The sequence below is a fragment of the Microbacterium ginsengiterrae genome (assembly GCF_014205075.1).
GTDB lineage: Bacteria > Actinomycetota > Actinomycetes > Actinomycetales > Microbacteriaceae > Microbacterium > Microbacterium ginsengiterrae.
Genome location: NZ_JACHMU010000001.1, coordinates 243,023 through 264,868, shown reverse-complemented (window position 1 = coordinate 264,868; position 21,846 = coordinate 243,023). Strand labels below are relative to the sequence as shown.

General features: G+C 69.1%; 24 protein-coding genes and 1 tRNA gene. 18 read left to right on the top strand and 7 right to left on the bottom strand.

What is annotated here, in order from left to right; translation table 11 throughout:
* Positions 1 to 82: 82 nt before the first annotated feature.
* From murI to HD600_RS01360, 5 genes are all read left to right on the top strand, one after another.
* Positions 83 to 952 carry a glutamate racemase gene (gene murI, locus HD600_RS01380; protein WP_184281047.1) on the top strand — a complete coding sequence of 290 codons (870 nt, stop codon included), beginning with the start codon at positions 83 to 85 and terminating at the stop codon, positions 950 to 952.
* The gene (rph, locus tag HD600_RS01375; RefSeq protein ID WP_144797263.1) at positions 945 to 1,676 is read left to right on the top strand and encodes a ribonuclease PH; all 732 of its coding nucleotides are present in this window, start codon (positions 945 to 947) and stop codon (positions 1,674 to 1,676) included. Before murI ends, rph begins: the two co-directional genes overlap by 8 nt.
* Entirely contained in the window at positions 1,634 to 2,266 is a 633-nt protein-coding gene (rdgB, locus tag HD600_RS01370; protein WP_144797261.1) for an RdgB/HAM1 family non-canonical purine NTP pyrophosphatase, read from the top strand. The genes rph and rdgB overlap by 43 nt, the downstream gene beginning before the upstream one ends.
* Positions 2,267 to 2,326: 60 nt before the next feature.
* On the top strand, positions 2,327 to 2,725 hold the full coding sequence (locus tag HD600_RS01365; RefSeq protein WP_184281044.1) for an arsenate reductase ArsC: 399 nt from the start codon (positions 2,327 to 2,329) through the stop codon (positions 2,723 to 2,725).
* A 98-nt stretch (positions 2,726 to 2,823) separates the two neighbouring features.
* Positions 2,824 to 3,735, top strand: coding sequence for a cation diffusion facilitator family transporter (locus HD600_RS01360; protein WP_184281042.1), 912 nt, complete (start codon positions 2,824 to 2,826; stop codon positions 3,733 to 3,735).
* A 12-nt stretch (positions 3,736 to 3,747) separates the two neighbouring features.
* Here the strand turns inward: HD600_RS01360 and HD600_RS01355 are convergent, their stop codons facing one another.
* Positions 3,748 to 6,138, bottom strand: coding sequence for an ATP-dependent DNA ligase (locus HD600_RS01355; RefSeq protein ID WP_184281040.1), 2,391 nt, complete (start codon positions 6,136 to 6,138; stop codon positions 3,748 to 3,750).
* Between the two features lie 61 nt (positions 6,139 to 6,199).
* On the opposite strand from HD600_RS01355, the gene ku reads away from it, so the two are divergent.
* Positions 6,200 to 7,144, top strand: a complete 945-nt coding sequence (gene ku, locus HD600_RS01350) for a non-homologous end joining protein Ku (protein ID WP_184281038.1) — start codon at positions 6,200 to 6,202, stop codon at positions 7,142 to 7,144.
* A gap of 3 nt (positions 7,145 to 7,147) precedes the next feature.
* On the opposite strand, the gene HD600_RS01345 is transcribed toward ku, so the two are convergent.
* Both HD600_RS01345 and HD600_RS01340 read right to left on the bottom strand, forming a co-directional pair.
* A complete protein-coding gene (locus tag HD600_RS01345) occupies positions 7,148 to 7,906 on the bottom strand; it encodes a DedA family protein (RefSeq protein ID WP_144797252.1) in 759 nt (252 codons plus the stop codon).
* Between the two features lie 48 nt (positions 7,907 to 7,954).
* Positions 7,955 to 8,036 (bottom strand) — tRNA-Leu (locus tag HD600_RS01340).
* A gap of 132 nt (positions 8,037 to 8,168) precedes the next feature.
* Between HD600_RS01340 and HD600_RS01335 the strand changes: the two genes are divergently transcribed.
* From HD600_RS01335 to HD600_RS01305, 7 genes are read left to right on the top strand one after another with little or no spacing between them, the layout of a single operon-like run.
* Positions 8,169 to 9,311: an ATPase, T2SS/T4P/T4SS family gene (locus tag HD600_RS01335; RefSeq protein ID WP_184281036.1), complete on the top strand. Its 1,143-nt coding sequence runs from the start codon at positions 8,169 to 8,171 to the stop codon at positions 9,309 to 9,311.
* Positions 9,308 to 10,165, top strand: a complete 858-nt coding sequence (locus HD600_RS01330; RefSeq protein WP_184281034.1) for a type II secretion system F family protein — start codon at positions 9,308 to 9,310, stop codon at positions 10,163 to 10,165. The genes HD600_RS01335 and HD600_RS01330 overlap by 4 nt, the downstream gene beginning before the upstream one ends.
* Positions 10,162 to 11,100, top strand: a complete 939-nt coding sequence (locus tag HD600_RS01325) for a type II secretion system F family protein (protein WP_144797246.1) — start codon at positions 10,162 to 10,164, stop codon at positions 11,098 to 11,100. The genes HD600_RS01330 and HD600_RS01325 overlap by 4 nt, the downstream gene beginning before the upstream one ends.
* Positions 11,101 to 11,144: 44 nt before the next feature.
* Positions 11,145 to 11,342, top strand: coding sequence for a hypothetical protein (locus HD600_RS01320; RefSeq protein ID WP_396652286.1), 198 nt, complete (start codon positions 11,145 to 11,147; stop codon positions 11,340 to 11,342).
* Between the two features lies 1 nt (position 11,343).
* On the top strand, positions 11,344 to 11,727 hold the full coding sequence (locus tag HD600_RS01315) for a TadE/TadG family type IV pilus assembly protein (RefSeq protein WP_144797244.1): 384 nt from the start codon (positions 11,344 to 11,346) through the stop codon (positions 11,725 to 11,727).
* On the top strand, positions 11,696 to 12,151 hold the full coding sequence (locus HD600_RS01310; protein ID WP_184281032.1) for a TadE family protein: 456 nt from the start codon (positions 11,696 to 11,698) through the stop codon (positions 12,149 to 12,151). The genes HD600_RS01315 and HD600_RS01310 overlap by 32 nt, the downstream gene beginning before the upstream one ends.
* Entirely contained in the window at positions 12,148 to 12,567 is a 420-nt protein-coding gene (locus HD600_RS01305; protein ID WP_184281030.1) for a pilus assembly protein TadG-related protein, read from the top strand. The genes HD600_RS01310 and HD600_RS01305 overlap by 4 nt, the downstream gene beginning before the upstream one ends.
* Here the strand turns inward: HD600_RS01305 and HD600_RS01300 are convergent.
* On the bottom strand, positions 12,564 to 13,841 hold the full coding sequence (locus tag HD600_RS01300) for an MFS transporter (protein ID WP_184281028.1): 1,278 nt from the start codon (positions 13,839 to 13,841) through the stop codon (positions 12,564 to 12,566). The two genes, HD600_RS01305 and HD600_RS01300, sit on opposite strands and share 4 nt — an antisense overlap.
* A 57-nt stretch (positions 13,842 to 13,898) precedes the next feature.
* Here HD600_RS01300 and prfB point away from each other — a divergent pair, with 57 nt between their 5' ends.
* Positions 13,899 to 15,008, top strand: a complete 1,110-nt coding sequence (prfB, locus tag HD600_RS01295) for a peptide chain release factor 2 (protein WP_144797236.1) — start codon at positions 13,899 to 13,901, stop codon at positions 15,006 to 15,008.
* Between the two features lie 64 nt (positions 15,009 to 15,072).
* Here the strand turns inward: prfB and HD600_RS01290 are convergent, their stop codons facing one another.
* On the bottom strand, positions 15,073 to 15,897 hold the full coding sequence (locus tag HD600_RS01290) for a DUF2510 domain-containing protein (protein ID WP_144797234.1): 825 nt from the start codon (positions 15,895 to 15,897) through the stop codon (positions 15,073 to 15,075).
* A 144-nt stretch (positions 15,898 to 16,041) separates the two neighbouring features.
* On the opposite strand from HD600_RS01290, the gene ftsE reads away from it, so the two are divergent.
* The 3 genes from ftsE (at position 16,042) to smpB (ending at position 18,487) form a co-directional block, all read left to right on the top strand.
* Positions 16,042 to 17,025 (top strand): cell division ATP-binding protein FtsE, encoded by a 984-nt coding sequence (ftsE, locus tag HD600_RS01285; RefSeq protein WP_184281026.1) that lies wholly within the window; start codon positions 16,042 to 16,044, stop codon positions 17,023 to 17,025.
* Positions 17,022 to 17,936 carry a permease-like cell division protein FtsX gene (gene ftsX, locus HD600_RS01280; RefSeq protein WP_184281024.1) on the top strand — a complete coding sequence of 305 codons (915 nt, stop codon included), beginning with the start codon at positions 17,022 to 17,024 and terminating at the stop codon, positions 17,934 to 17,936. Before ftsE ends, ftsX begins: the two co-directional genes overlap by 4 nt.
* Before the next feature lie 74 nt (positions 17,937 to 18,010).
* Positions 18,011 to 18,487 (top strand): SsrA-binding protein SmpB, encoded by a 477-nt coding sequence (smpB, locus tag HD600_RS01275; protein WP_144797229.1) that lies wholly within the window; start codon positions 18,011 to 18,013, stop codon positions 18,485 to 18,487.
* Positions 18,488 to 18,551: 64 nt separating this feature from the next.
* Here the strand turns inward: smpB and HD600_RS01270 are convergent, their stop codons facing one another.
* Both HD600_RS01270 and lexA read right to left on the bottom strand, forming a co-directional pair.
* Positions 18,552 to 20,459, bottom strand: a complete 1,908-nt coding sequence (locus HD600_RS01270; protein WP_184281022.1) for a S9 family peptidase — start codon at positions 20,457 to 20,459, stop codon at positions 18,552 to 18,554.
* A gap of 66 nt (positions 20,460 to 20,525) precedes the next feature.
* On the bottom strand, positions 20,526 to 21,212 hold the full coding sequence (gene lexA, locus HD600_RS01265; RefSeq protein ID WP_184281019.1) for a transcriptional repressor LexA: 687 nt from the start codon (positions 21,210 to 21,212) through the stop codon (positions 20,526 to 20,528).
* Between the two features lie 263 nt (positions 21,213 to 21,475).
* Between lexA and HD600_RS01260 the strand changes: the two genes are divergently transcribed.
* Positions 21,476 to 21,838, top strand: coding sequence for a LysM peptidoglycan-binding domain-containing protein (locus tag HD600_RS01260; protein WP_184281017.1), 363 nt, complete (start codon positions 21,476 to 21,478; stop codon positions 21,836 to 21,838).
* The last annotated feature ends 8 nt before the right edge of the window (positions 21,839 to 21,846 follow it).

The window sequence follows — 21,846 nt, the reverse complement described above, 5'->3', positions numbered from 1 at the left end:
CGCTCAGCTTAGTGAGCGTGCGGTCGTCGTCGCCGCGTGTGACGGTGACGGTGCACCCACGGCGCGGGTAGGCTGGTGAGTCATGGACGCGGCACCGATCGGCATCTTCGACTCCGGTGTCGGCGGGCTCACCGTGGCACGGGCCATCCGCGCGCAGCTGCCCCGCGAGTCGTTCGTCTACATCGGCGACACGCTGCACTCCCCATACGGGCCGAAGCCGATCGCCGATGTCCGTCGCTACGCGCTCGAGGTGCTGGACACGCTCGTCGATCAGGGCGTGAAGATGCTCGTGATCGCCTGCAACACCGCATCCGCCGCGATGCTGCGCGATGCGCGCGAACGGTACGACGTCCCCGTCGTCGAGGTCATCGGACCAGCCGTGCGGCGCGCCGTCTCGACCACTCGCAACGGGCGCATCGGCGTCATCGGCACCGTCGGCACGATCGGTTCGCGCGCCTATCAGGACATGCTCGAGGTCAACGAGCGCCTCGAGGTGTTCACCGCAGCCTGCCCGCGGTTCGTCGAGTTCGTCGAGGCCGGCGTCACGGGCACGCCGGAGGTCATCGCCACGGCGGAGGAGTACCTCGCCCCGCTGCGCGGGGCCGACGTCGACACGCTCGTGCTCGGATGCACCCACTACCCGTTCCTGCGCGGTGCCATCAGCTACGTCATGGGGGAGGGCGTCTCGCTCGTCTCCAGCGACGACGAGACCGCAGGAGACGTGTACCGGCAGCTCATGCGCCGCGATCTCCTCGCGCCGCCCGACGCCACCGCCACGTACGTCTACGAGGCCACCGGAGCCTCCACCGGGGAGTTCACCGCCCTCGCGAACCGGCTCATGGGCGCCGAGATCCGCGACGTCCAGCACGTGCAGACCGGCGTCATCACCATCCCCGACCTGACCGCGCTCGACGAGCACGGCGCTCCCGACCAGAAGGAACACCATGTCTGACATCGTCCGCGCGGACGGCCGCGCCACCGACCAGCTCCGCGAGATCACGATCGAGCGCGGCTGGAGCGCGAACGCCGAGGGCTCGGCGCTGATCAGCTTCGGTGGCACCAAGGTGCTCTGCACCGCGTCGTTCACGAACGGCGTTCCCCGCTGGCTGACCGGCAAGGGCAAGGGGTGGGTGACGGCGGAGTACGCGATGCTGCCGCGTGCGACGAACAGCCGCAACGACCGCGAGAGCGTCAAGGGGCGCATCGGTGGCCGGACGCACGAGATCTCCCGCCTCATCGGTCGGGCGCTGCGCGCGGTGGTCGACACGAAGGCACTCGGTGAGAACACGATCGTCATCGACTGCGACGTCCTGCAGGCCGACGGTGGCACGAGGACTGCCGCCATCACGGGTGCGTACGTCGCTCTCGCCGATGCGATCGAGTGGGGGCGCGACAAGAAGTTCATCGGCAAGAACGCCGTTCCGCTGCTCGACTCGGTCGCCGCGGTGTCGGTGGGCATCATCGACGGCGAGCCCATGCTCGACCTGGCATACGTGGAGGACGTGCGCGCGGAGACCGACATGAACGTCGTCGTCACCGGGCGGGGCCTGTTCGTGGAGGTGCAGGGCACGGCGGAGGGCGCCCCGTTCGACAAGCGCGAGCTCGACGCGCTGCTCGACCTCGGCGTCGCCGGATGCGCCGACCTGAAGGAGCTGCAGCTGAAGGCACTCGCGTGAGAGTCGTCCTCGCCACGCACAACCCGCACAAGGTCGCGGAATTCCAGCAGATCGTCGCCATGACGCGGCCCGATCTGGAGGTCGTCGGCTATGACGGTCCTGAGCCGGTGGAGGACGGCGTGACGTTCGCGGAGAACGCGCTCATCAAGGCGCGTGCCGCGGCCCGGTACACCGGCCTCGCAGCCTTCGCTGACGACTCCGGAATCTGCGTCGACGTGCTCGGCGGCGCACCCGGCATCTTCTCGGCATACTGGGCGGGCCAGAAGAAGGATGCGGCCGCGAACCTCGAGCTGCTGCTCGATCAGCTCGCCGACATCGCCGATCCGCACCGCACGGCCCAGTTCGTCTCGACGATCGCGCTGGTCACTCCTGGCGGCGAGGAGCACACGGTCGCCGGTGTATGGCCGGGGCGGCTCGCCCGGACCCGCGCGGGGGAGAACGGTTTCGGTTACGACCCGATCTTCATCCCGGACGGACAACCGGCGGGGGCCGAGCGCACGGCGGCCGAGTTCTCCGGCGAGGAGAAGCAGTCCCAGTCGCACAGGGCGCGCGCCTTCCAGGCGTTCATCCCGCTGCTCAAGACGCTCTGACGTCGGCGCGGGCCCCGCTCCGACGGCGGCGACCTCACCGGATCCGAAAGAGGACCTGACATGCCCGAGATCCCCACCGTCCTGTTCGTCTGCGTTCACAACGCCGGCCGTTCGCAGATGGCCGCGGGGTACCTCAGAGCGCTGGGGGAGGATCGCGTCCGCGTCCTCTCGGCGGGCAGCGAGCCCGCGGACACTCTCAACCCCGTCGCTGTCGCAGTCATGGCGGAGGAGGGAATCGACATCACGGCGAGCACGCCCCGGCCGCTGACCGGCGAGCTCGCCCGCCAGGCCGATGTCGTCATCACGATGGGCTGCGGCGACGCATGCCCTGTCTTCCCCGGCAAGCGCTACGAGGACTGGGAACTCGCGGACCCTGCAGGTCAGGAGATCGACACCGTCCGCGCGATCCGAGACGACATCAAAGACCGGATCGCCGCCCTGCTGGACGAGTTGCGATGAACGGGTCCACGGCGGCGGCCGTGGAGAGTGAGAATCATCCCCATTCCCGACTACGGGAGAACGCCTCCGGGGTGGAGAAACGCTCGTAGCCTGGGAGTATGCACGACCACGCGCACGGGATCCGCGGCGCCGGCAGCAGACGGCTGCTGGCGATCTCGCTGTGCCTGACCGCGGTCGTCATGCTCGTGCAGGTCATCGGCGCGATCCTCACGGGATCGCTGGCACTGCTCGCCGACGCCGCGCACATGTTCACCGACGCCTCGGCGCTCGTGATCGCCCTCATCGCCAGTGCCGTCGCGGCCCGCCCCGCCGACGACCGGCGCACGTTCGGCTACCAGCGCGCCGAGGTGCTCGGGGCGCTCATCAACGCCATCATCCTCATCGTCCTGTCCGTCTCCGTCGGTATCGAGGGTGCGCGTCGCCTCGTCTCGCCGGCGGACACCGAGGTGGCCGGTCCGCTCATGCTGGTCGTGGCGATCATCGGGCTCGTCGCCAACCTCGTCGCGATGTGGTTGCTGAGTTCTGCGCAGAAGACGAACATCAACGTGCGCGGGGCCTACCTCGAGGTGCTCGGCGACATGATCGGGTCGGCGGCCGTCATCGTCGCGGCGGTCGTCATCGTCACGACGGGCTGGATGCCGGCGGACGCGATCGCGTCCCTGTTCATCGCTGTCATGATCATCCCGCGCGCCGTCTCCCTGCTGCGAGAGGTGTTCTCCGTCCTCGCCGAATCGGCGCCCGCGAACACGCACGTCAGCGAGATCCGCGATCATCTGCTGGGCTTCTCCGGTGTCACCAGCGTCCACGACGTGCACGTGTGGCAGCTCACACGTGGCGCTCCTGTGTTCACCGCGCACGTCGGCGTGGAGCGCGCCGTGTTCGCCGAAGGCAGGGCCGGAGCGTTGCTCGACGAGCTGCAGGGGTGCCTGGCCGACCACTTCGATGTCGCCCACTCCACGTTCCAACTGGAGCCCGAAGGGCAGTCCGAATGCACCGAGCCGCACGCGTGACGGTCGCCGCGCTCACTCGACGGTGATCTCCGCGGCGGTCTTGTCGGGCCGCAGGCCTCGCCAGCGTGCGTGGCGGAGCGAGCCCTCCGTCGTCCACTCCGCGAACTCCACCTCGCCGACCAGCTCAGGCCGCACCCACAGCGCATCGCGCGCGTCGGCCGACGGCACACCCTCCAGCGGGTTCTCATCGGTGCGGAGCGGAGTGAGGCGCTCGAGCAGGTCGCGCAGCGTCCGCTCGTCGAACCCCGATCCGACCCGCCCGACGTAACGGAGAGCGCCGTCGTCCGGGACCCCGAGCAGGAGGGATCCGACCGTGCCCGACCGCCCGCCCTTCCCCGGTCGGATGCCGGCGATCACCACCTCCTGGGTGCGCGTGTGCTTGATCTTCACCCAGTCGCTCGATCGGATGCCGGGGCGATAGCGGGATCCGGACGCCTTCACGACGATGCCCTCGAGGTCGAGGGCACGGCTCGTCTCCATTGCGGCGTCGAGGTCGTCGAACACCGGGGGGACGACGATCGGTCCGTCCGCGCTCTCGGCGAGGGTCTCGAGCAGGGCCCGCCGGTCGCGGAGGGGGACGTCGGTGAGGTCGTGGCCGTCGAGGTGCACGAGATCGAAGAGGTGATAGGCGATCGGGGTGCGCACCACCTCGCGCTCGATCTCGCGCGCCTTCGTGAGGTGCATGCGACGCTGCAGCAGACCGAAGCTCGGCCGGCCGGACGAATCCATCGCGACGATCTCACCGTCGACGACGGCGTCGTCGGCCGCGAAGTGCGGGGCGCCGTCCGCGGTGAGCTCCGGGTAGCGATCGGTGATGTCCGTGCCGCTGCGGGCGTGCAGGCGGAAGCGGCCGTCCTGCCAGGTTCCGACGGCGCGGATGCCGTCCCACTTGATCTCGCTCCATGGCTCGCGCATCGTGCGGGCGAGGCCGGGCGTGCCGTTCTCGGCGAGCATCGGGCGCAGCCCGGACGGGGACGGTGCGGAGGTCTCACGGGTCCGGCGGGTGCTGCCGCTGCCGGATGGGGACGCGGGAGTGGGGTCCTTCATCCGATGCAGCAGCCAGGAGGACTTCTCACCTGAACCCTCGGTGCGGATCAGCGCCAGTCGCGCACGGCCGAGCGGTCCCGTTCCTGTGAAGGTGCCGATGACCTCATCGTCGCGCCACTTCTCGAGCTCGACCGTGCCGCTGTCCCAGATTGTCATGGTGCCCGCTCCGTATTCGCCGCGCGGGATCTCGCCGTGGAAGGTGAGGTATTCGAGCGGGTGCGGCTCGGTCATCACCGCGAGGCGATTGCGAGCGGGGGACTCCGGGACGCCCTTGGGAACGGCCCAGCTCACCAGCACTCCGTCGTGCTCGATGCGCAGGTCGAAGTGCGTGCGGCGGGCGTGATGCTCCTGGATGACGAAGCGGGGGAGCGGGCCGGCGGCGGTGACGGAAGCGCGCTCCGGTACCGGCTCCGGCGTCTTGGAGGCGTCCCGTTTGGCGCGGTACGACTCGAGTGCGGCGTCCGCCGATGAGGTCACGAAGTCGGCGAACGGGTCGAGGCCGTCCTCGGCGCGCTGCGCCACCTCTTCGAAGTCGAGGTGCTGCAGTTCCGGATCGTCGAGCTCGTCCCAGGTCCGCGGGGCGGCCACTGTCGGCTGGAACCTACCGCGCAGGGAGTACGGCGAGATCGTCGTCTTCGATCCGTTGTTCTGGCTCCAGTCGATGAAGACCTTGCCCTCGCGCACCGACTTCGCCATCGTGCTCGTGGCGATGTCCGGATGGTCCGTCTCGATCGCACGGGCCAGCTCCCTGGCGATCGCCGATGCCTGGTCGCTCGTCTGCGTGCCGTCCAGCCGGCTGTACAGATGGATACCCTTGCTGCCGCTGGTCACGGGCACAGGGTCCAGGCCGATGTCGCCGAGGATGGCCTTGGCGAGACGGGCGACGTGGGCGCACAGGGCGAGGTCGGCACCGGGGCCGGGGTCGAGGTCGAGGACGAGCCGGTCGGGATTGCGGCGCTCGCCGTCGGTCGCGAACCGCCACTGCGGAACGTGCAGTTCGATGCCGGCGACCTGGGCCATCCAGACGAGGGTGGGAAGATCCTGCGCGATCGGATACTCCTTCGCGCCGCCGGAGTGTTCGATCGGAAGCCGGCGCACCCACTCCGGCGCGCCCGGTTCGAGCTGCTTGGCGAAGAACGCCTCACCCGGCGCATCCTCGGTTCCCACTCCTTCGACCCAGCGCTTGCGGGTGACCGGACGGTCGGCGAGCAGCGGCAGCATCCGTGCGGCCACGCGCGCGTAGTAGGAGATGACCTCGCCCTTGGTGGTGCCGGTGTCCGGGTACAGCACTTTGTCGAGGTTCGTCAGCCGCAGGCGGCGGCCATCGACCTCCACGACCTGCGCGGCTTTCGGCATGCGGAAAAGACTAACGTCAAGCCCCTGGTATCGCGGGTCTCCCACGGTGTTCACTGGTGGCATGAGGTCGATCTGGAAGGGTGCCCTGACGTTCGGGCTGGTGAACGTCCCCGTGAAGGTGTATTCCGCCACGGAGGACCACGACGTCCCACTGCACCAGGTGCACGATGAGGACGGCGGGCGGATCCGGTACAAGCGCACGTGCGAGGTGTGCGGGGAAGTGGTCGCCTACGCGAACATCGATCGCGCGTACGAGGAGGACGGCCAGAGGGTGGTCCTGACCAAGGACGACCTCGATGCCCTCCCCGCGGAGCGCAGCCGTGAGATCGATGTGGTGGAGTTCGTGCCCAGCGAACAGGTCGACCTGTTGACGCTCGACCGGGCCTACTACCTCGAGCCGGACTCCAAGTCGCCCAAGGCGTACGTGCTGTTGCGCAAGACCCTCGAGCAGACCGACCGCACGGCCATCGTCCGCTTCACGCTCCGCCAGAAGACCCGTCTTGCCGCGCTGCGCGTGCGCGGGGACGTGCTCGTGGTGCAGACGCTGCTGTGGGCGGACGAGGTCCGCGAGGCGAGCTTCGAATCGCTGGACGAGGACGTGAAGATCTCGAAGAAGGAGCTCGAGATGTCGGCGAGTCTCGTGGAGAGCTACGCGAGCGACTTCGAGCCGGAGGAGTACGTGGACGAGTACCAGAAGGAGCTGCGCACGCTCATCGACGCCAAGATCGAGGCGGGCGAGGACACCTTCGACGTCGCGGAGACCTTCGGCGACGACGAGGAGAAGGAGGGCAAGGGCGGCGAGGTCATCGACCTCATGGCCGCGCTGCGCGAGAGCGTGGAGCGGTCGCGGTCCAAGAAGGGCGCGAGCACGACGAGTGGGACGAAATCGGGCGGGACGAAGTCCGCGGCGTCGAAGTCGAAGTCGAGCTCGTCGAAATCGAGTGGCTCGAAGTCCGGTACGAAGAGCTCGACGGCCTCGAAGACGAAGAAGAAGGCCGCCAGTTGACCGTCAGTGCTTCCCGTCTCCGTCGAGGTCAGGGGAGCGGTCGAAGACCTCGGAGTCCAGCGCGAGCGCCTCGGCCTCGGCGGCATCCGTGGTGATGTCCTCGCCGGCGGCGCGCGCCTTCTTGGCCTTGTGGCGCTCCGAGAAGTAGTGCCAGAGGGTGACCAGCGCCGTGCCGCCGACCGCGCCGAGCAGGATGATGTCGATGTACTCCACGACGAGGTGGCTGACCCACGGGATGTACGCGATGAGGTAGCCGACCATGGTCAGTCCGAAGCCCCACAGGAGCGCGCCGATGAGGTTGTAGAGGCTGTACTTCTTCCACGGCATGTGGCCGACGCCGGCGGCGACGGGGGTGAAGGTCCGAACGATCGGCACGAAGCGGGCGAGGATCACGGTGAGGCCGCCGAAGCGCTCGAAGAAGGCGTTCGTCCGCTCCACGTTCTTCTTGCTGAACAGGCCGGATTCCTTGCGCTCGAACACGGCGGGGCCGCCCTTGTGTCCGATGAGATAACCGACTTCGCCGCCGACGAAGGCGGACAGTGCGATCAACAGCGACACGACCCAGATGTTCACCCCGAAGACGTCGCTCGTGTGGGTGAGCAGGCCGGAGATCACCAGGAGGGTGTCGCCGGGAAGCAGGAACCCGATCAGAAGGCCGGTCTCGGCGAAGATGATGAAGCACACGACGAGCAGCGCCCATGGACCGGCGACATCGATGATGTGGGCAGGGTCGAGCCAGGGGATGAGTGCGATCTGATGCATGGGCTCTCTTCGTCCGGTTGTGCAACGCTCAAGGGGTGTCGATGACAGTGCGGAAGGTGGGACTTGAACCCACACGCCGTGAGGCACAGGAACCTAAATCCTGCGTGTCTGCCAATTCCACCACTCCCGCGCGACCCCCAGTCTAGGGGCGCGGCCGGACACCCGCATGGAGAGGTTCCCCTCCGGTCGATGACGGAAAACCCGAATCGGCACCTGTGGATAATTTCGGCGGCGGATCCGGCATCCTTGCGAGGATGCCGGGGTGAGTCACCCGTCCCTCGTCGTCGCCGAGCGCGTACGCCGCAGACTGCGCGCGGAGCGCACCGATCCGTCGTCCGCGCCCGACGAGGCACGGCGGATCGCGCAGGCCGAGGTCCGCCGTCACAACGACCTCGCCCTGTCCCGCGGCGATGCGATGGTCGACGACGAACCGGCGCTGGTGAGGGACGTGCTCGCCTCGGTGAGCGGGTTCGGGGCGCTGCAGCCGCTGCTGGACGACCCTGGGATCGAGGAGATCTGGCTGAACGGTCCTGACCGGGTGTTCATCGCCCGCGGCGGGGTGTCGGAGCGTGTGCCGCTCGCGCTCACGGATGCCATGGTGCGCGACCTCGTCGAACGCATGCTGCAGTCGACCGGGCGCCGCGTCGACGTCAGCCAGCCCTTCGTGGACGCCTCCCTGCCGGACGGATCCCGCCTTCATGTCGCGATCGCGGACGTCGTCCGTGGCTCCTGGGCCGTGAACATCCGCAAGTTCCTCCCGGGCTACCGCACGCTGGACGCCCTCGTCGCGCTGGGATCCCTGCCGGACGAGGTCGCGGATCTGCTGCGCCGAGCGATGCGCGACGGGAGCAGCGTGATCGTGTCCGGCGCGACCCACACCGGCAAGACGACGCTCCTGGGTGCACTCCTGGCCGCGTGCGCCGACGCGCAGCGGATCGTCACGGTGGAGGAGACCTTCGAACTCGCCGTCGACGGACCGGATCTCGTCGCGCTGCAGGGCAGACAGGCAAGTCTGGAGGGCACGGGCGAGATCACTCTTCGCCGACTGGTCAAGGAGGCGCTGCGCATGCGCCCCGATCGGCTCGTGGTGGGCGAGGTCCGCGACGCGGAGGCGCTCGACCTCGTCCTCGCACTGAACACGGGCGTGCCGGGTGCCGGCACCGTGCATGCGAACTCCGCAGCCGAGGCGCTCGAGAAGCTCACGATCCTGCCGCTGCTGGCCGGCCGCAACATCGACCGCTCGTTCATCGCGCCTGCGCTCGCCGCTTCCGTCTCGCTGGTCGTCCATTGCGCGCGGGATCGAGCAGGCCTCCGATTCGTGCAGGAGATCATCGCCCCGACCGGGGAGGTCATCGATGGGCGGATCCTCTCCCGTCCCGTCTATCGTGCGGAGCGGAGCGGATGACGTTCCTCGTGGGTGCGATGCTCGCCGCGGGGGCGGTGCTGTGCGCCTCGCCCTGGCTGTGGCCGGCCGGCGAGCGCCCCGCGCGTGGTGCGCGCGATGACCGGCTCACCCGGCTCATGGCTGAAGCCGGGCTCGCCTCGGTTCCGCGTCACAGGATGCTCGCCGTGATGATGGTCGTGGCGCCGGTCGCCGCGGCCCTCGTCTGGCTGGTCACTGGAATCCCTGCGCTGACCCTGGTCGCCGCGCTCGCGGCGGGGGCTGCTCCGATCGCGTTCCTGCGTGCCCGACGCATACGACTGCTCCGAGCGCGGCGGCAGATGTGGCCGGACGTGTGCGACCTCCTCGTCGCGTCGATCCGGGTCGGGCTCTCCCTGCCCGACGCCGTGGCGGGCCTGGCGGACTCCGCTCCCGTGCCCCTGCGCCCTGCGTTCGCCGTGTTCGCCAGGGATCTTCGTGCGACCGGACGATTCGAGAGCAGCGCCGATCGCCTCAAGAACGCTCTGGCGGACCCGATCGGCGACCGCATCATCGAGGCGCTGAAGATGGCGCGCCAGGTCGGCGGGACGGAACTGACCGGTGTGCTCCGTGCCCTGTCGGCGTCGGTACGCGCAGACGCGGCTCTGCGCGGTGAGGTCGAGGCGAAGCAGTCCTGGATCCGTGGCGCGGCCGTACTGGGTGTGATCGCGCCATGGGTGATCCTCCTCCTGCTCGCGCTGCGACCGGAGGGGGCGCAGGCGTACGCGAGTCCGGCGGGTCTGATGGTGATCCTCTGCGGCGCGGGGGTGTCGGTGATCGCGTTCCGGATCATGCTCCGCATCGGACGCCTGCCTGAGCCGAGGCGCTGGTTCGCATGACCGTGATGACGGATGCCGCCGTCTCGGTGCTCCTCGGCGGCGTCCTCGCCGCCGGGCTCCTCTGCATCCTGGCCGCAGCTCCTCGCTGGAGAGCGGCATCGTTGACGACGCGCATCGCGCCGTACATCCGCGATGCCGTCGAGGATTCGGTGCTGCCTTCCGGAGTGCTTCCGACGGTCGGCATCCTGCCCGTCGACGCCTCCACCTGGTGGCGGCGCGCGCGCACGAGGATGCTGCGGGGTCTGGGCGACGGCGAGGCTCTCGGCGTGCGTCTGGCGCAGGCGGGCCTCGAGGAGGAGCCCTCCGCGTTCCGCGCACGTCAGCTCGGGTGGGCGATCGGCGGGACCGCCGTGGGCAGCGTTCTGGTGGTGGTCCTTGCGGTCGCCGGAAGCCTGTCGCCGCCCGCAGCGGTGCTGCCGGTCGTGTGCGGCGTCGGCGCCGCGATCACGGTCGACATGGTGCTCACCGCCCGCGTCCGCGCTCGCCTCGCGAGGCTCGGCGACGAGCTCCCGACGGCCCTGGAGTTCCTCGCCCTCTGCCTGTCCGCCGGCGAAGGATTCCTCGATGCGCTCCGACGAGTGGCCATGATCGGATCCGGGGAGCTGTCGGGGGAGATGCGCCGCGTCGTGCTCGACGTCGGTACGGGGTCGCCGTTGGCGGACGCGCTCGGCGAGATGGCGTCACGGCTCCGCCAACCCGGGCTCGCACGCGCCGTGGATCAGATCGTCGCGGCGCTCGAACACGGGGCGCCGCTCGCGGCCGTACTGCACGCGCAGGCCGCAGACGCACGCGAGGACGCCAAGCAGGCGCTGATCGAACAGGCGGGCCGTCGGGAGATCCTCATGATGCTCCCGCTCGTGTTCCTGATCCTGCCGCTGTCCGTGCTCTACGCCGTCTTCCCCGGCGTGTTCATCCTGCAACTGGGACTGGGGTGACCGAAGTGGCTCCCCATCACCGCAACACCGAGGAGGTACCGATGATGAGACGAATGCGCACATGGTGGGGCACCACTGTCGCCGATGCCAGAGAACTCATCGACGATGAGGACGGGGATGTGCCCGGGTGGGTCCTCGTGACGCTGATGACCGCGGGGCTCGTCGTCCTGATCTGGGCCGTGGCCGGACCGGCGCTCACGGGGCTGTTCGAGCAGGCGATCTCCCGGGTCTCCGGGCTCTGACGTGGATGACGAGCGGGGCTCGGCGCCCGTGGACTTCGTTCTCGTGGGCGCCCTGCTCACGGCGCTCACGCTCGCCGTCATCCAGCTCGGCGTCGCCGTCCACGTCCGCAACCTCGTCCACGACGCGGCGGTCGAGGGCGCCCACTACGCCGCGCTCGCCGACACGACCCTCGGCGACGGGGCCGAACGCACCCGGCTCTCGATCTCGCGGGCCGTCGGCGACGCGTACGCCGGCGATGTCTCCGTGTCGCAGAGCGACCGGCTCGGGCATCCGACCGCGGTGGTGACGGTGCGCACGACCCTGCCCGTCATCGGACTTCTCGGCATCCCCTACGCCTTGGAGGTGCATGCGGATGCTCCCATGGAGTCGCTGGGGGAGGAATGACGACGGCTCGGCCGCCGTCGAGTTCGTCACTGTCGGCGTGATCCTCCTCGTCCCGCTCGCATACCTGGTGCTCACCCTCGGCGCCGTGCAGGAGAACCTGCTCGGGGCGGAGGCTGCGGCGCGGCACACGGCCCGGGTCATCGGGCAGGCAGAGGACGCGGCTTCCGCGTCGGCCCGCGCTGATGCGGTGCTGGCGAGCGTCGTCGACCAGTACGGGATGGATGCCGGGGCGGTGGAGGTGACCGTGTCGTGCACCCCGACCGCCGTCGAGTGCCCGTCGCCGGGTGCGACCGTGATCGTGACCGTCGACACCCGCGTCTCCCTTCCGTTCGTGCCTGCGGTGTTCGGACTCGAGCGCGCCACGAGCATCCCCCTGCAGGCGTCCGCGGCGCAGAAGGTCTCGCGTCTGTGGGGTGCCGGATGAGGGGCGCGCGCTGCGGGCGTGAGGAGGGCAGCATTCTCCCGCTCCTGCTCGGATACATCGTGCTCGCTCTTGCAGTGGTGTTCGTCTGCACGTGCGCCACCGACATGTACATCGCCCAGAAGCGTCTCGACTCGCTCGCCGATGCCGCAGCGCTCGCCGGAGCCGATGGTTTCTCGCTCGTGGTCGAGGGCGACAGCGTGCGCGCCGAGCTGACGGACATCGGGGTGAAAGAGCAGGCGGCCGCGGTCGTCGCGGCGATCGCGTCCGACGCCCGGCTGATCGCCGCGTCGGCACCGGACGGCGTCTCCGCGCAGGTCACGGTCGCATCCGAGTGGCACCCGCCGCTCGTCTCGGCTTTCGTGCCGATGGCCGTCGGGCTCGAGGCCACGGCCACCAGCCGCACCGCCCTGCGCTAGGCGGGATCCGATCCGTCTTCCGGCCGGCGCCGCGGACTGTACCGGGGGATCCACCGGATGAAGCCCACGGCCCCGAGGAGGCCTATCGCGCCGACCACGGCTGAGGCGGCCGACAGCGAGACGATCGCGGTCACCGCCGACACGATCAGCGGGGCCACCGCCCCACCGGCATCCGTCAGCGTGCGCCATGAGCCGAGGAACGGCGCCGGATCCTGTCTCGGTGCGACGTCGGCACCGAGTGTGAGCAGGATGCCGCTGGAGAGCCCGTTCCCCACGCCGAGCACGGCGGCGAGCATCCCGAACCACAGCACGGCAGCGTCGCCGTCGTGCGTGAGCGAGAGCACGAGGAAGCCGGACCCCATCAGCACCATCGCCGGCATCGCCGCCCACAGCCGGCCGAAGCGATCCATCACCTGCCCGCTGGCGTAGAAGAGCGCGAAGTCGATCGCTCCGGAGACGCCGACCACCAGCGCGATCGTCTGCGCGTCCAACCCGAGTGACACACCCCACAGCGGCAGCACGACCTGGCGAGCCGAACGCACGGCGGACAACGATGCGGCGGCGAGGCCGAGCCGCCCGAGCACGCCACGGAAACGCCACATGGTGCGGAAGATGCCGACACGCTCGATCGTCGGGATCGATCCGCTGACCGCCTCGCCGGAGTCCTCGGCGACCGACCCACGGTCCGGGAGCGGCGCCGTCGTCTTCTCCGGATCCGGACCGAACAGCACGAGCACCACCATGACGGCGAGGCAGGCGAGGAAGAACCACGTGGCGGCATGCTCGTCGCCGAACACCTGCAGGAGGCCTGCCGTCACGAACGGGCCGATGAAGATGCCGAGGCGGAAGCTGCCGCCCAGCAGCGAGAGCGACCGCGCACGGAAGGCGAGCGGGACGCGCGTCGTCATGAACGCGTGCCGGGCGAGGCCGAAGGCGGCGGCGCAGAATCCGAGCAGGAACACCGAGGACGCGAAGACCGCCAGCACGGGGGCGAGGACCATCCCGAGGACGGCGACCATCGACACGACGCCGGCGATGACCATGGTGAAGCGCTCGCCGATGCGGGCGACGGCCCACCCGGCGGGCAGGTTGCCGCACAGCTGTCCCACGACGAGTGCGGCGGCGACCAGAGCGGCGCCGGCGACATCGGCGCCCATGTTCGCCGCGATCACGGGGATCAGCGGGATGACGGCGCCCTCACCCAGCGAGAAGAGAATGGTGGGCAGATACACCATCGGTCCGAACTGTCTCAGGACCGTGGATGCGCTGCTCATCGGGTCCAGGCTACTGCGCCCTCATCTCCCAGCCGATCCGCGATAGGCTGAGGAGTCATGCTCGAACTCGATCTCTCCGCCGAAATTCAGGCGCTCAGGCACACATACGGCGACATCAGCGAGGTCGTCGACGTCACCCGACTCCAGGCCGACATCGCACGGCTCAGTGAAGAGGCCGGTGCTCCCGACCTCTGGGACGACCCGGAGAAGGCGCAGAAGGTCACCAGCGCCCTCAGTCACAAGCAGGCCGAGCTCAAGCGGGTGAACGACATCGGCCAGCGACTCGACGACCTCGAGGTCCTCATCGAGCTCGCCAACGAGATGGAGGACGAGGACTCCGCCGCCGAGGCGCGCGCCGAACTCGACGCCCTCACGAGCCTCATGAACCAGCTCGAAGTGCAGACGCTCCTCGACGGCGAGTACGACGACCGCTCCGCGATCATCACGATCCGCTCCGGTGCCGGCGGCGACGACGCCACCGACTTCGCCGAGATGCTCATGCGCATGTACCTGCGCTGGGCCGAGCAGCACAAGTACCCGGTCAAGGTGATGGACACCTCGTACGCGGAGGGCGCGGGCATCAAGTCCGCGACGTTCCAGATCGACGCGCCCTACGCGTTCGGCACGCTGTCCGTCGAGGCCGGTACCCACCGCCTCGCGCGCATCAGCCCGTTCGGATCCGCCGACAAGCGACAGACCAGCTTCGCCGCCGTCGAGGTCATCCCCCTCATGGAGGAGGCCACCGAGGTCGACATCCCCGAGAACGACATCCGCGTCGACGTCTTCCGCTCGTCGGGCCCCGGCGGCCAGTCGGTCAACACCACCGACTCCGCCGTGCGCATCACTCACCTCCCGACCGGCATCGTCGTGTCGATGCAGAACGAGAAGTCGCAGATCCAGAACCGCGCCGCCGCCATGCGCGTGCTGCAGACCCGCCTCCTGCTCCTGCAGAAGGAGGAGGAGGCCGCGAAGAAGAAGGAACTCGCCGGCAACATCACCGCGAGCTGGGGCGACCAGATGCGCTCCTACTTCCTCTACGGCCAGCAGCTCGTCAAGGACCTGCGCACCGGGCAGGAGTCCGGCAACCCCGCAGCGGTGTTCGACGGCGACCTCGACGACTTCATCTCGGCGGGGATCCGCTGGCGCAAGCGCCCGGTCGAGGACTGACCCGATGACATGAGAGAGGGGCGGGGCGACATCGTCGCCCCGCCCCTCTCTGTATACGGCGGCGTCAGGAGAGGCAGACCGGAAGCGCGTCACCGAACGCCTCGGCGAACGCCAGGGCCGCCTCGGCATCGTCGAACATCTCGTCCCCGGCAGCGATGTGCTGCAGGACCTCGTCCGACATGTCGGATGCCACGAACTCGTCGGCGATGCACTGCAGGTGCGCGTCGGTGTAGCCCTCGGCGCCGGTGGCCTCGACGATCTCCGCGAGTCCTGCGGCGACCTCGTCCGAGGTGGGACGCCCGGTGCTCGTTCCCGCATCGGAGTCCGCGTCGGCATCCGCATCGTCATCCAGCTCGTCCTCGGGGAAGGCGCTCGACGGCGAACTCGTCGCGTAGTCGATCTCGTCCTCGACCGCCGTGACGAAGGCCGCAGTGAAGAACACCAGCGCGAGGATGCCGCCGACGATGGCACCGACCACGGAGAGGCAGATGGCGACGATGGGCGCCCACTTCTTGCCCTTCAGGAAGAAGGCGACGACCGAGAGCACGAATGCTGCGAACAGCAGGAACCACCCGACGAGGATGATCGGCGGGACGCACACGAGAATGAAACCGAGTACCGCGGCGCCGAGGGCGATCCACCCGACGATGTGGGGTGCACGCGGTGCGGTCTGCTCGGCCGGCGAGACGTAACCGGTGCTCGTCTCGGGGTATCCGGCGGCGAACGCGGACGTCTCAGGGGTGCCGGTGCCGTAGGGCTGGCTGTCGGCGGCGGGCGGAACATCGGGGACGGCGGGTGCTTCCGGCGCGAAGTGCTCTGTCCACTGCTGGCCGTCCCACCAACGCTGGCGTCCGGATCCGTCGTCGTACCAGCCTGCGGGGGTGCTCATGAATCTCCTTGATGTCTGGGTGAGGCGCGGCGCGCCCCGTACATGCTTATCAGGAATCGAGGCCGCGCCATATGGGGAGAGCTGTCCGCCCGCTGGGGTGTCGCTCGCGTTCCCGCGTGATACCGCGCATAGGCTCGTTAGGCCATGATTCGGTTCGAGAACGTCACCAAGCGCTACCGCGGCACGAAGAGACCGGCCCTGGCCGATGTCGACTTCGAGGTCGAGCGGGGCGAATTCGTCTTCCTCGTCGGCGCGTCCGGTTCGGGCAAGTCCACCTGCCTGCGGCTCATCCTGCGCGAGGACGTCCCCACCAAGGGGCGCGTGGCGGTTCTCGGCCGTGACCTGCGCTCCCTCGCCAACCGCAAGGTGCCGTACTTCCGCCGTCACATCGGTTCCGTCTTCCAGGACTTCCGTCTGCTGTCGACGAAGACCGTCTTCCAGAACGTCGCCTTCACCCTGCAGGTGACCGGGTCCTCCCGCGGCTTCGTGCAGCAGGCGGTGCCGGAGGCGCTCGCCCTCGTCGGGCTGGAGGGCAAGGAGAAGCGGATGCCGCATGAGCTCTCCGGCGGCGAGCAGCAGCGCGTGGCCATCGCCCGCGCGCTCGTCAACCGCCCGCAGGTGCTCCTCGCGGACGAGCCGACCGGAAACCTCGACCCTGCGACCTCTGTGGACATCATGCAGCTGCTCGCGCGCATCAACGCCGGTGGCACCACGATCGTCATGGCCACCCACGAGGCCGCATTCGTCGATCAGATGCAGCGGCGCGTGATCGAGCTGCGCGACGGCGAGCTGGTGCGCGACGAGACACACGGTGGATACGGGGATCGCTCGATGATCCCGCAGCTCGTTCCGGAAGAGGAGCGCGGCGCAGCCGCGACGGCGGCGCTGACCGCCGTCCAGGAGGTGCAGCGCGAGACCGAGTCGCTCGAGCCGCTCACCGCCGAGATGATCGCGTCGATGAAGGCCGCGAGAGAGGCCGAGGCATCCGCGGAGAGCGCCCCGCGTCCCTCCGGGCCGCGGACGCACCCCATCGTCCTTCCCGAGGTCGATGTGGCAGAGCTCGGTGTCGCCGACCGCCTCGGCCTGTCCGATGCCGCCGACGACGAGGAAGTGGGGCCGACCTCGTGAGGGTGGGACTGATCCTGATGGAGGCACTCGGAGGCCTCCGTCGCAACATCTCGATGGTGATCTCCGTCGTGCTCGTGACGTTCATCTCGCTGACGTTCGTCGGCGCGGCGATCCTCATGCAGGGCCAGATCAGCACCATGCGCGACTACTGGACCGAGCGTGCTCAGGTCGCCGTGTACATGTGCTCTTCCGTCTCGGAGGCCGAGACGTGCCTGGACGGCGCCGCCACCGAGGAACAGATCGCGCAGGTGAACGACGAGCTCGCCGGGCCCGCGCTGAACACGCTGATCAGCGAGGTGCGCTTCGAGACGAAGGAGGAGGCGTACGCCAACCTCATCGAACAGATCGGCTCCGAGCAGGCCAGCGTCCTCACCGAGGACCAGATGTTCGAGACGTTCTGGGTCACGCTGAAGGACCCGACGCAGTCCCAGGTCATCGTGGAGGCGTTCAGCGGCGTCAGCGGGGTCGAGGAGGTGCTCGATCAGCGTCAGTATCTCGATCCGCTGTTCTCGGCACTGACGGTCGCCACGTACATCGCCGTCGGCATCGCCGTGCTCATGCTCATCGCCGCGGTGCTGCTCATCGCGACGACGATCCGCCTGTCCGCCTATGCGCGACGCAAGGAGATCGGGATCATGCGCCTGGTGGGTGCTTCGAACCGATTCATCCAGACGCCGTTCGTCCTCGAGGGCGTGTTCGCCGCGTTCCTCGGCTCCGCACTCGCCAGCGGTGCCGTGATCGCGGGCATGCACTTCGGCGTCGAGGGATACCTGAAGGGCCGCGTGCCGTTCATCACGACATGGGTGACGATGCAGGATGCCTTCCTCGTCGTTCCCGTCCTCATCGCCATCGGTGTGATCCTGGCTGCGCTGTCGGCCGGGTTCGCGATCCGTCGCTGGCTGCGCACGTAGCATCCGCTCCTCCGAGGCCCGCGCTGTTATAGGGTGGAGGGCTGGCTGTACGACCGGATGCACAGGAGAGAACCATGCCAAGGGAACGCGGGGAGAAGGTCATCGCGACCAATCGTCGCGCTCGTCACGACTACAACATCGAGAAGTCGTACGAGGCGGGTCTCGTGCTCACCGGCACCGAGGTGAAGTCGCTCCGACAGGGACGGGCGAACCTCTCCGACGGCTACGCCTTCATCAAGGGCAAGGAGATCTTCCTCGACTCCGTGCACATCCCCGAATACTCGCAGGGGCACTGGACGAACCACTCGGCCAAGCGCGTGCGCAAACTCCTCATGCACCGTGAGGAGATCCAGAAGCTCGAGCACGCCGTCTCCGCCGGCGGCTACACGCTCGTGCCCTTGAAGCTGTACTTCCTCGACGGGCGGGCCAAGGTCGAGATCGCCTTGGCGAAGGGTAAGCGCGAGTTCGACAAGCGTCAGACCCTGCGCGAGCGGCAGGACACCCGCGAAGCCGAGCGCGCCATGCGCCTGCGCAACCGCATGGGGGAGTGACCCTCAGAGCCGGGCGGCTCGTACTGAGCGACTAGCGAGTCGAAGTGCTTGTGCTGAGCGAGCGCTAGCGAGTCGAAGTGAAACCGAACGCGCGTCCGAGGAACGCCAGCTCCCGTTCGAGCGAATCGACGATCGTCTCCGCCTTGCGGAATCCGTGGCCCTCGCCCGGGTACAGGACGTACTCGTGCGGGACGCCCCGCTCGGCGAGGGCATCCCGGATCGCCTCGGACTGCGACGGGGGGACGACCTGATCGTCCTCACCCTGCAGCAGCAGGACCGGGACGTCGATGCGGTCGGTGTGCGTGAGGGGCGAACGCTCGACGTACACCTGCTCCGCCTCCGGCAGCTGGCCGACGAGGCCGTCGATGTAATGCTTCTCGAAGTCGTGCGCGTCCTCCGCGAGCATGCGGAGATCCGCGACGCCGTAGCGACTGATCCCCGCCGCGAACACTCCGCCGCGCACGAGCGCGGACAGCACGGTCCAGCCGCCGGCTGATCCGCCGCGGATCGCGATCCGGCGGGGGTCGGCGCGCCCTGATTCGGCGAGGCCGCGCGCGGCGGCGAGGACGTCATCGACGTCGACGACCCCCCACTGCCCGTCGAGCCGTTCCCGGTAGGCACGGCCGTAGCCCGTGGATCCGCCGTAGTTGACGTCGAGGACGCCGATGCCGCGGCTCGTGTAGAACGCGATCGCCGCGGACGCGGCCCCGGCGACGTGCGCGGTGGGGCCGCCGTGCACGAAGACGATGTACGGCGGCAGTTCGCCGTCCGGTGCGACGACATTCGGATTGGCCGGCGGATAGTCGAAGGCGTGTACGGGGCCGTGCGCGCCGTCGATCGTGAATGCGCGGGCCGGCGGCATCCATGCGGAATCGGCCGGCGCTCCGCCTCGGACGGCGCTGACGTCGCCGGATTCCACATCGGCGACCCACAGGCCGGCGTTGACCGTCGCACCCCCTCCGGACAGCAGAACCCGCGTCCCGCTGACGTCGTCGACGCTGACATGGGCACTGGCGGGGACCTCAAGTGTCTGGACGGCGCCGTCGCGGTCGACGACGACGACCTCGTCGGCCCCGTTCGTGCGGACTGCGACGATCCGCCCGTCGGGAAGAGGCTGATACCAGCGGTTGCCGAGGACCCAGAGACCGTACCCGGTGTCGGCGTCCGCAGGGGCGATCACGCCCGCCCGTTGCCACGACCCGCTCGCATCCCGCACCGCGCGGTGCAGGCTCCAGCGCACTGGGCCGTCGTCTGCGATCGGGCGGTCATCGAGGTAGAGCAGTTCGGAGTCGCTGATCCAATGAGGTTGGAGGGCACTGACGGTGTCGATCGTCGCCTCCTCGAAGGCACCGCCGGCCCCTTCGGTGCGGACGTGGAGCTGAGCGCTCTGCCACGGCATCCGTGTGCCGCTCCATTCGACGTATGCGACGCTGCGGCCGTCGGGGGAGAGCACGGGGTGGGCGAAGAACGATGATCCCTCGACGACCACGCGGACGGCGTCGGCTTCGTCCGCTGCACGCCCGTCCAGCGGCACCTCGATGATCGCCCGACGGTGCGGATCGGCGCCGAGGTCCTCGCGGACCGCGAGGAGCCGGCCGTGCTGGAACCGCAGCCCGCCATGGCGCGGGCCACGCCCGTCAGCTCCCACCGCGGTGAGCGCCTCCGGCTCGCTCCCCGGCTGCAACCGATACACGCGCTGATCCGAGGCCTCCACGAAGAAGAGGGTCCCCTGTTCGTCGGCCGTCCAGGCGCCACCGCCGTACTCGTGCACGCGTGAGCGCGCGCTCCACGGCGCAGGGAGTACCGTGTCGCCCGACGAGCGTCGTACGGTCACCCGCCCGCTCTCGGCCGGGACCGACTCGCCCCACCAGATCTCATCACCGACGAATCGCGCGCCGTCGATGCGTGGCGCGGACGACGCGATGTCGGCAGCGGCGAACGGCGATGACCAGGTTCCGTACGGCTGAGGCATGCTCCCAGCCTATGCGGGGCGTCCGACACCCGAGAATGGTTCCTGCGACGTCGATGCGTCGCGTGGTCAGACGGCGCGGAGGACGGCGACGACCTTGCCCAGAACGGTGGCGTCGTCTCCGAGGATCGGTTCGAAGGAGCTGTTCCGGGGGAGCAGCCAGGTGTGGCCGTCGCGCTGCCGGAAGGTCTTCACCGTGGCCTCGCCGTCGAGCATGGCGGCGACGATCTCGCCGTTCTCGGCGGTGTTCTGGGTGCGGACGACGACCCAGTCGCCGTCGCAGATGGCGGCATCGATCATCGACTCGCCCGTGACCTTGAGCATGAACAGATCGCCCTTGCCCACCAGCTGGCGCGGAAGGGGGAAGATCTCTTCGACCTGCTGCTCCGCCGTGATCGGCACGCCGGCCGCGATCTGACCGACGAGGGGGACCATGGCCGCGTCGCCGACGGGGGTGTTCGTGTCCGCCGGGTTCTCGCCACTCGTGCCGGGGAGGTCGATCAGGACCTCCATCGCCCTGGTCTTGCCCGGGTCGCGACGGAGGTAGCCGCTGAGCTCGAGCTGACCGAGCTGGTGGGTGACGCTCGAGAGCGACTTGAGCCCCACCGCGTCGCCGATCTCTCGCATGCTCGGCGGATAGCCGTGCGCGGCGATCGATGCCTGGATCACCTCGAGGATCGCCATCTGCTTCTGGCTGAGGCTCTTCCGCCGACGGGTCCGCGGCGCCTCCGCTTCGGTGACGGCGTTGTCGCTCATGTCTGCTCCTTCGGGGGCGTTGCCGGTGCGGCGATTCGAATGTCGGTGGCCCGTGGTGGGGTGTCCTTATCGAAACCGTATCCGAGAAATCGCCCGATTCGGAAGATCTGTTCGAGCGTGTCGGGCGCAAGAGGGTGCAGGGTTTCGAACAATTCTTGACAGATGTTCGAATTCGAAGATAAGTTCGGTACGTAGCTTCGCATTCGTCGCTCCCGGCCGAGCGGCGGATGCGAACGCTACGCCAAAGAGGCAGAGGAGATCACATGAGCACCATCACCGTCACCGCACCGTCCGTCACCGCCGTTCGTCCGGCTACGCGGCTCCGCCTGACGGCGCGCGGCAGGCGCGTGCTCGCGGGCCTCGCTGCGCTTCCGCTCGCTGCGGGTATCGCCTTCGCGGCGATCAGCGGCGGCTCCGCCCTCGCGTCCGGAGACGAGGCGCAGACCGTCAGCTTCGCGACGGTCACGGTCCTGCCCGGCGACACCCTCTGGTCGATCGCCGAATCCGTCGCACCGAGCGCTGACCCGCGCACCGTGATCAGTGCCATCGAGCGGCTGAACGCGCTCGGCACCGGTTCGCTGCAGGTGGGTCAGCAGATCGCGATCCCCGCGGAGTACACCGACTGAGCGGCCTC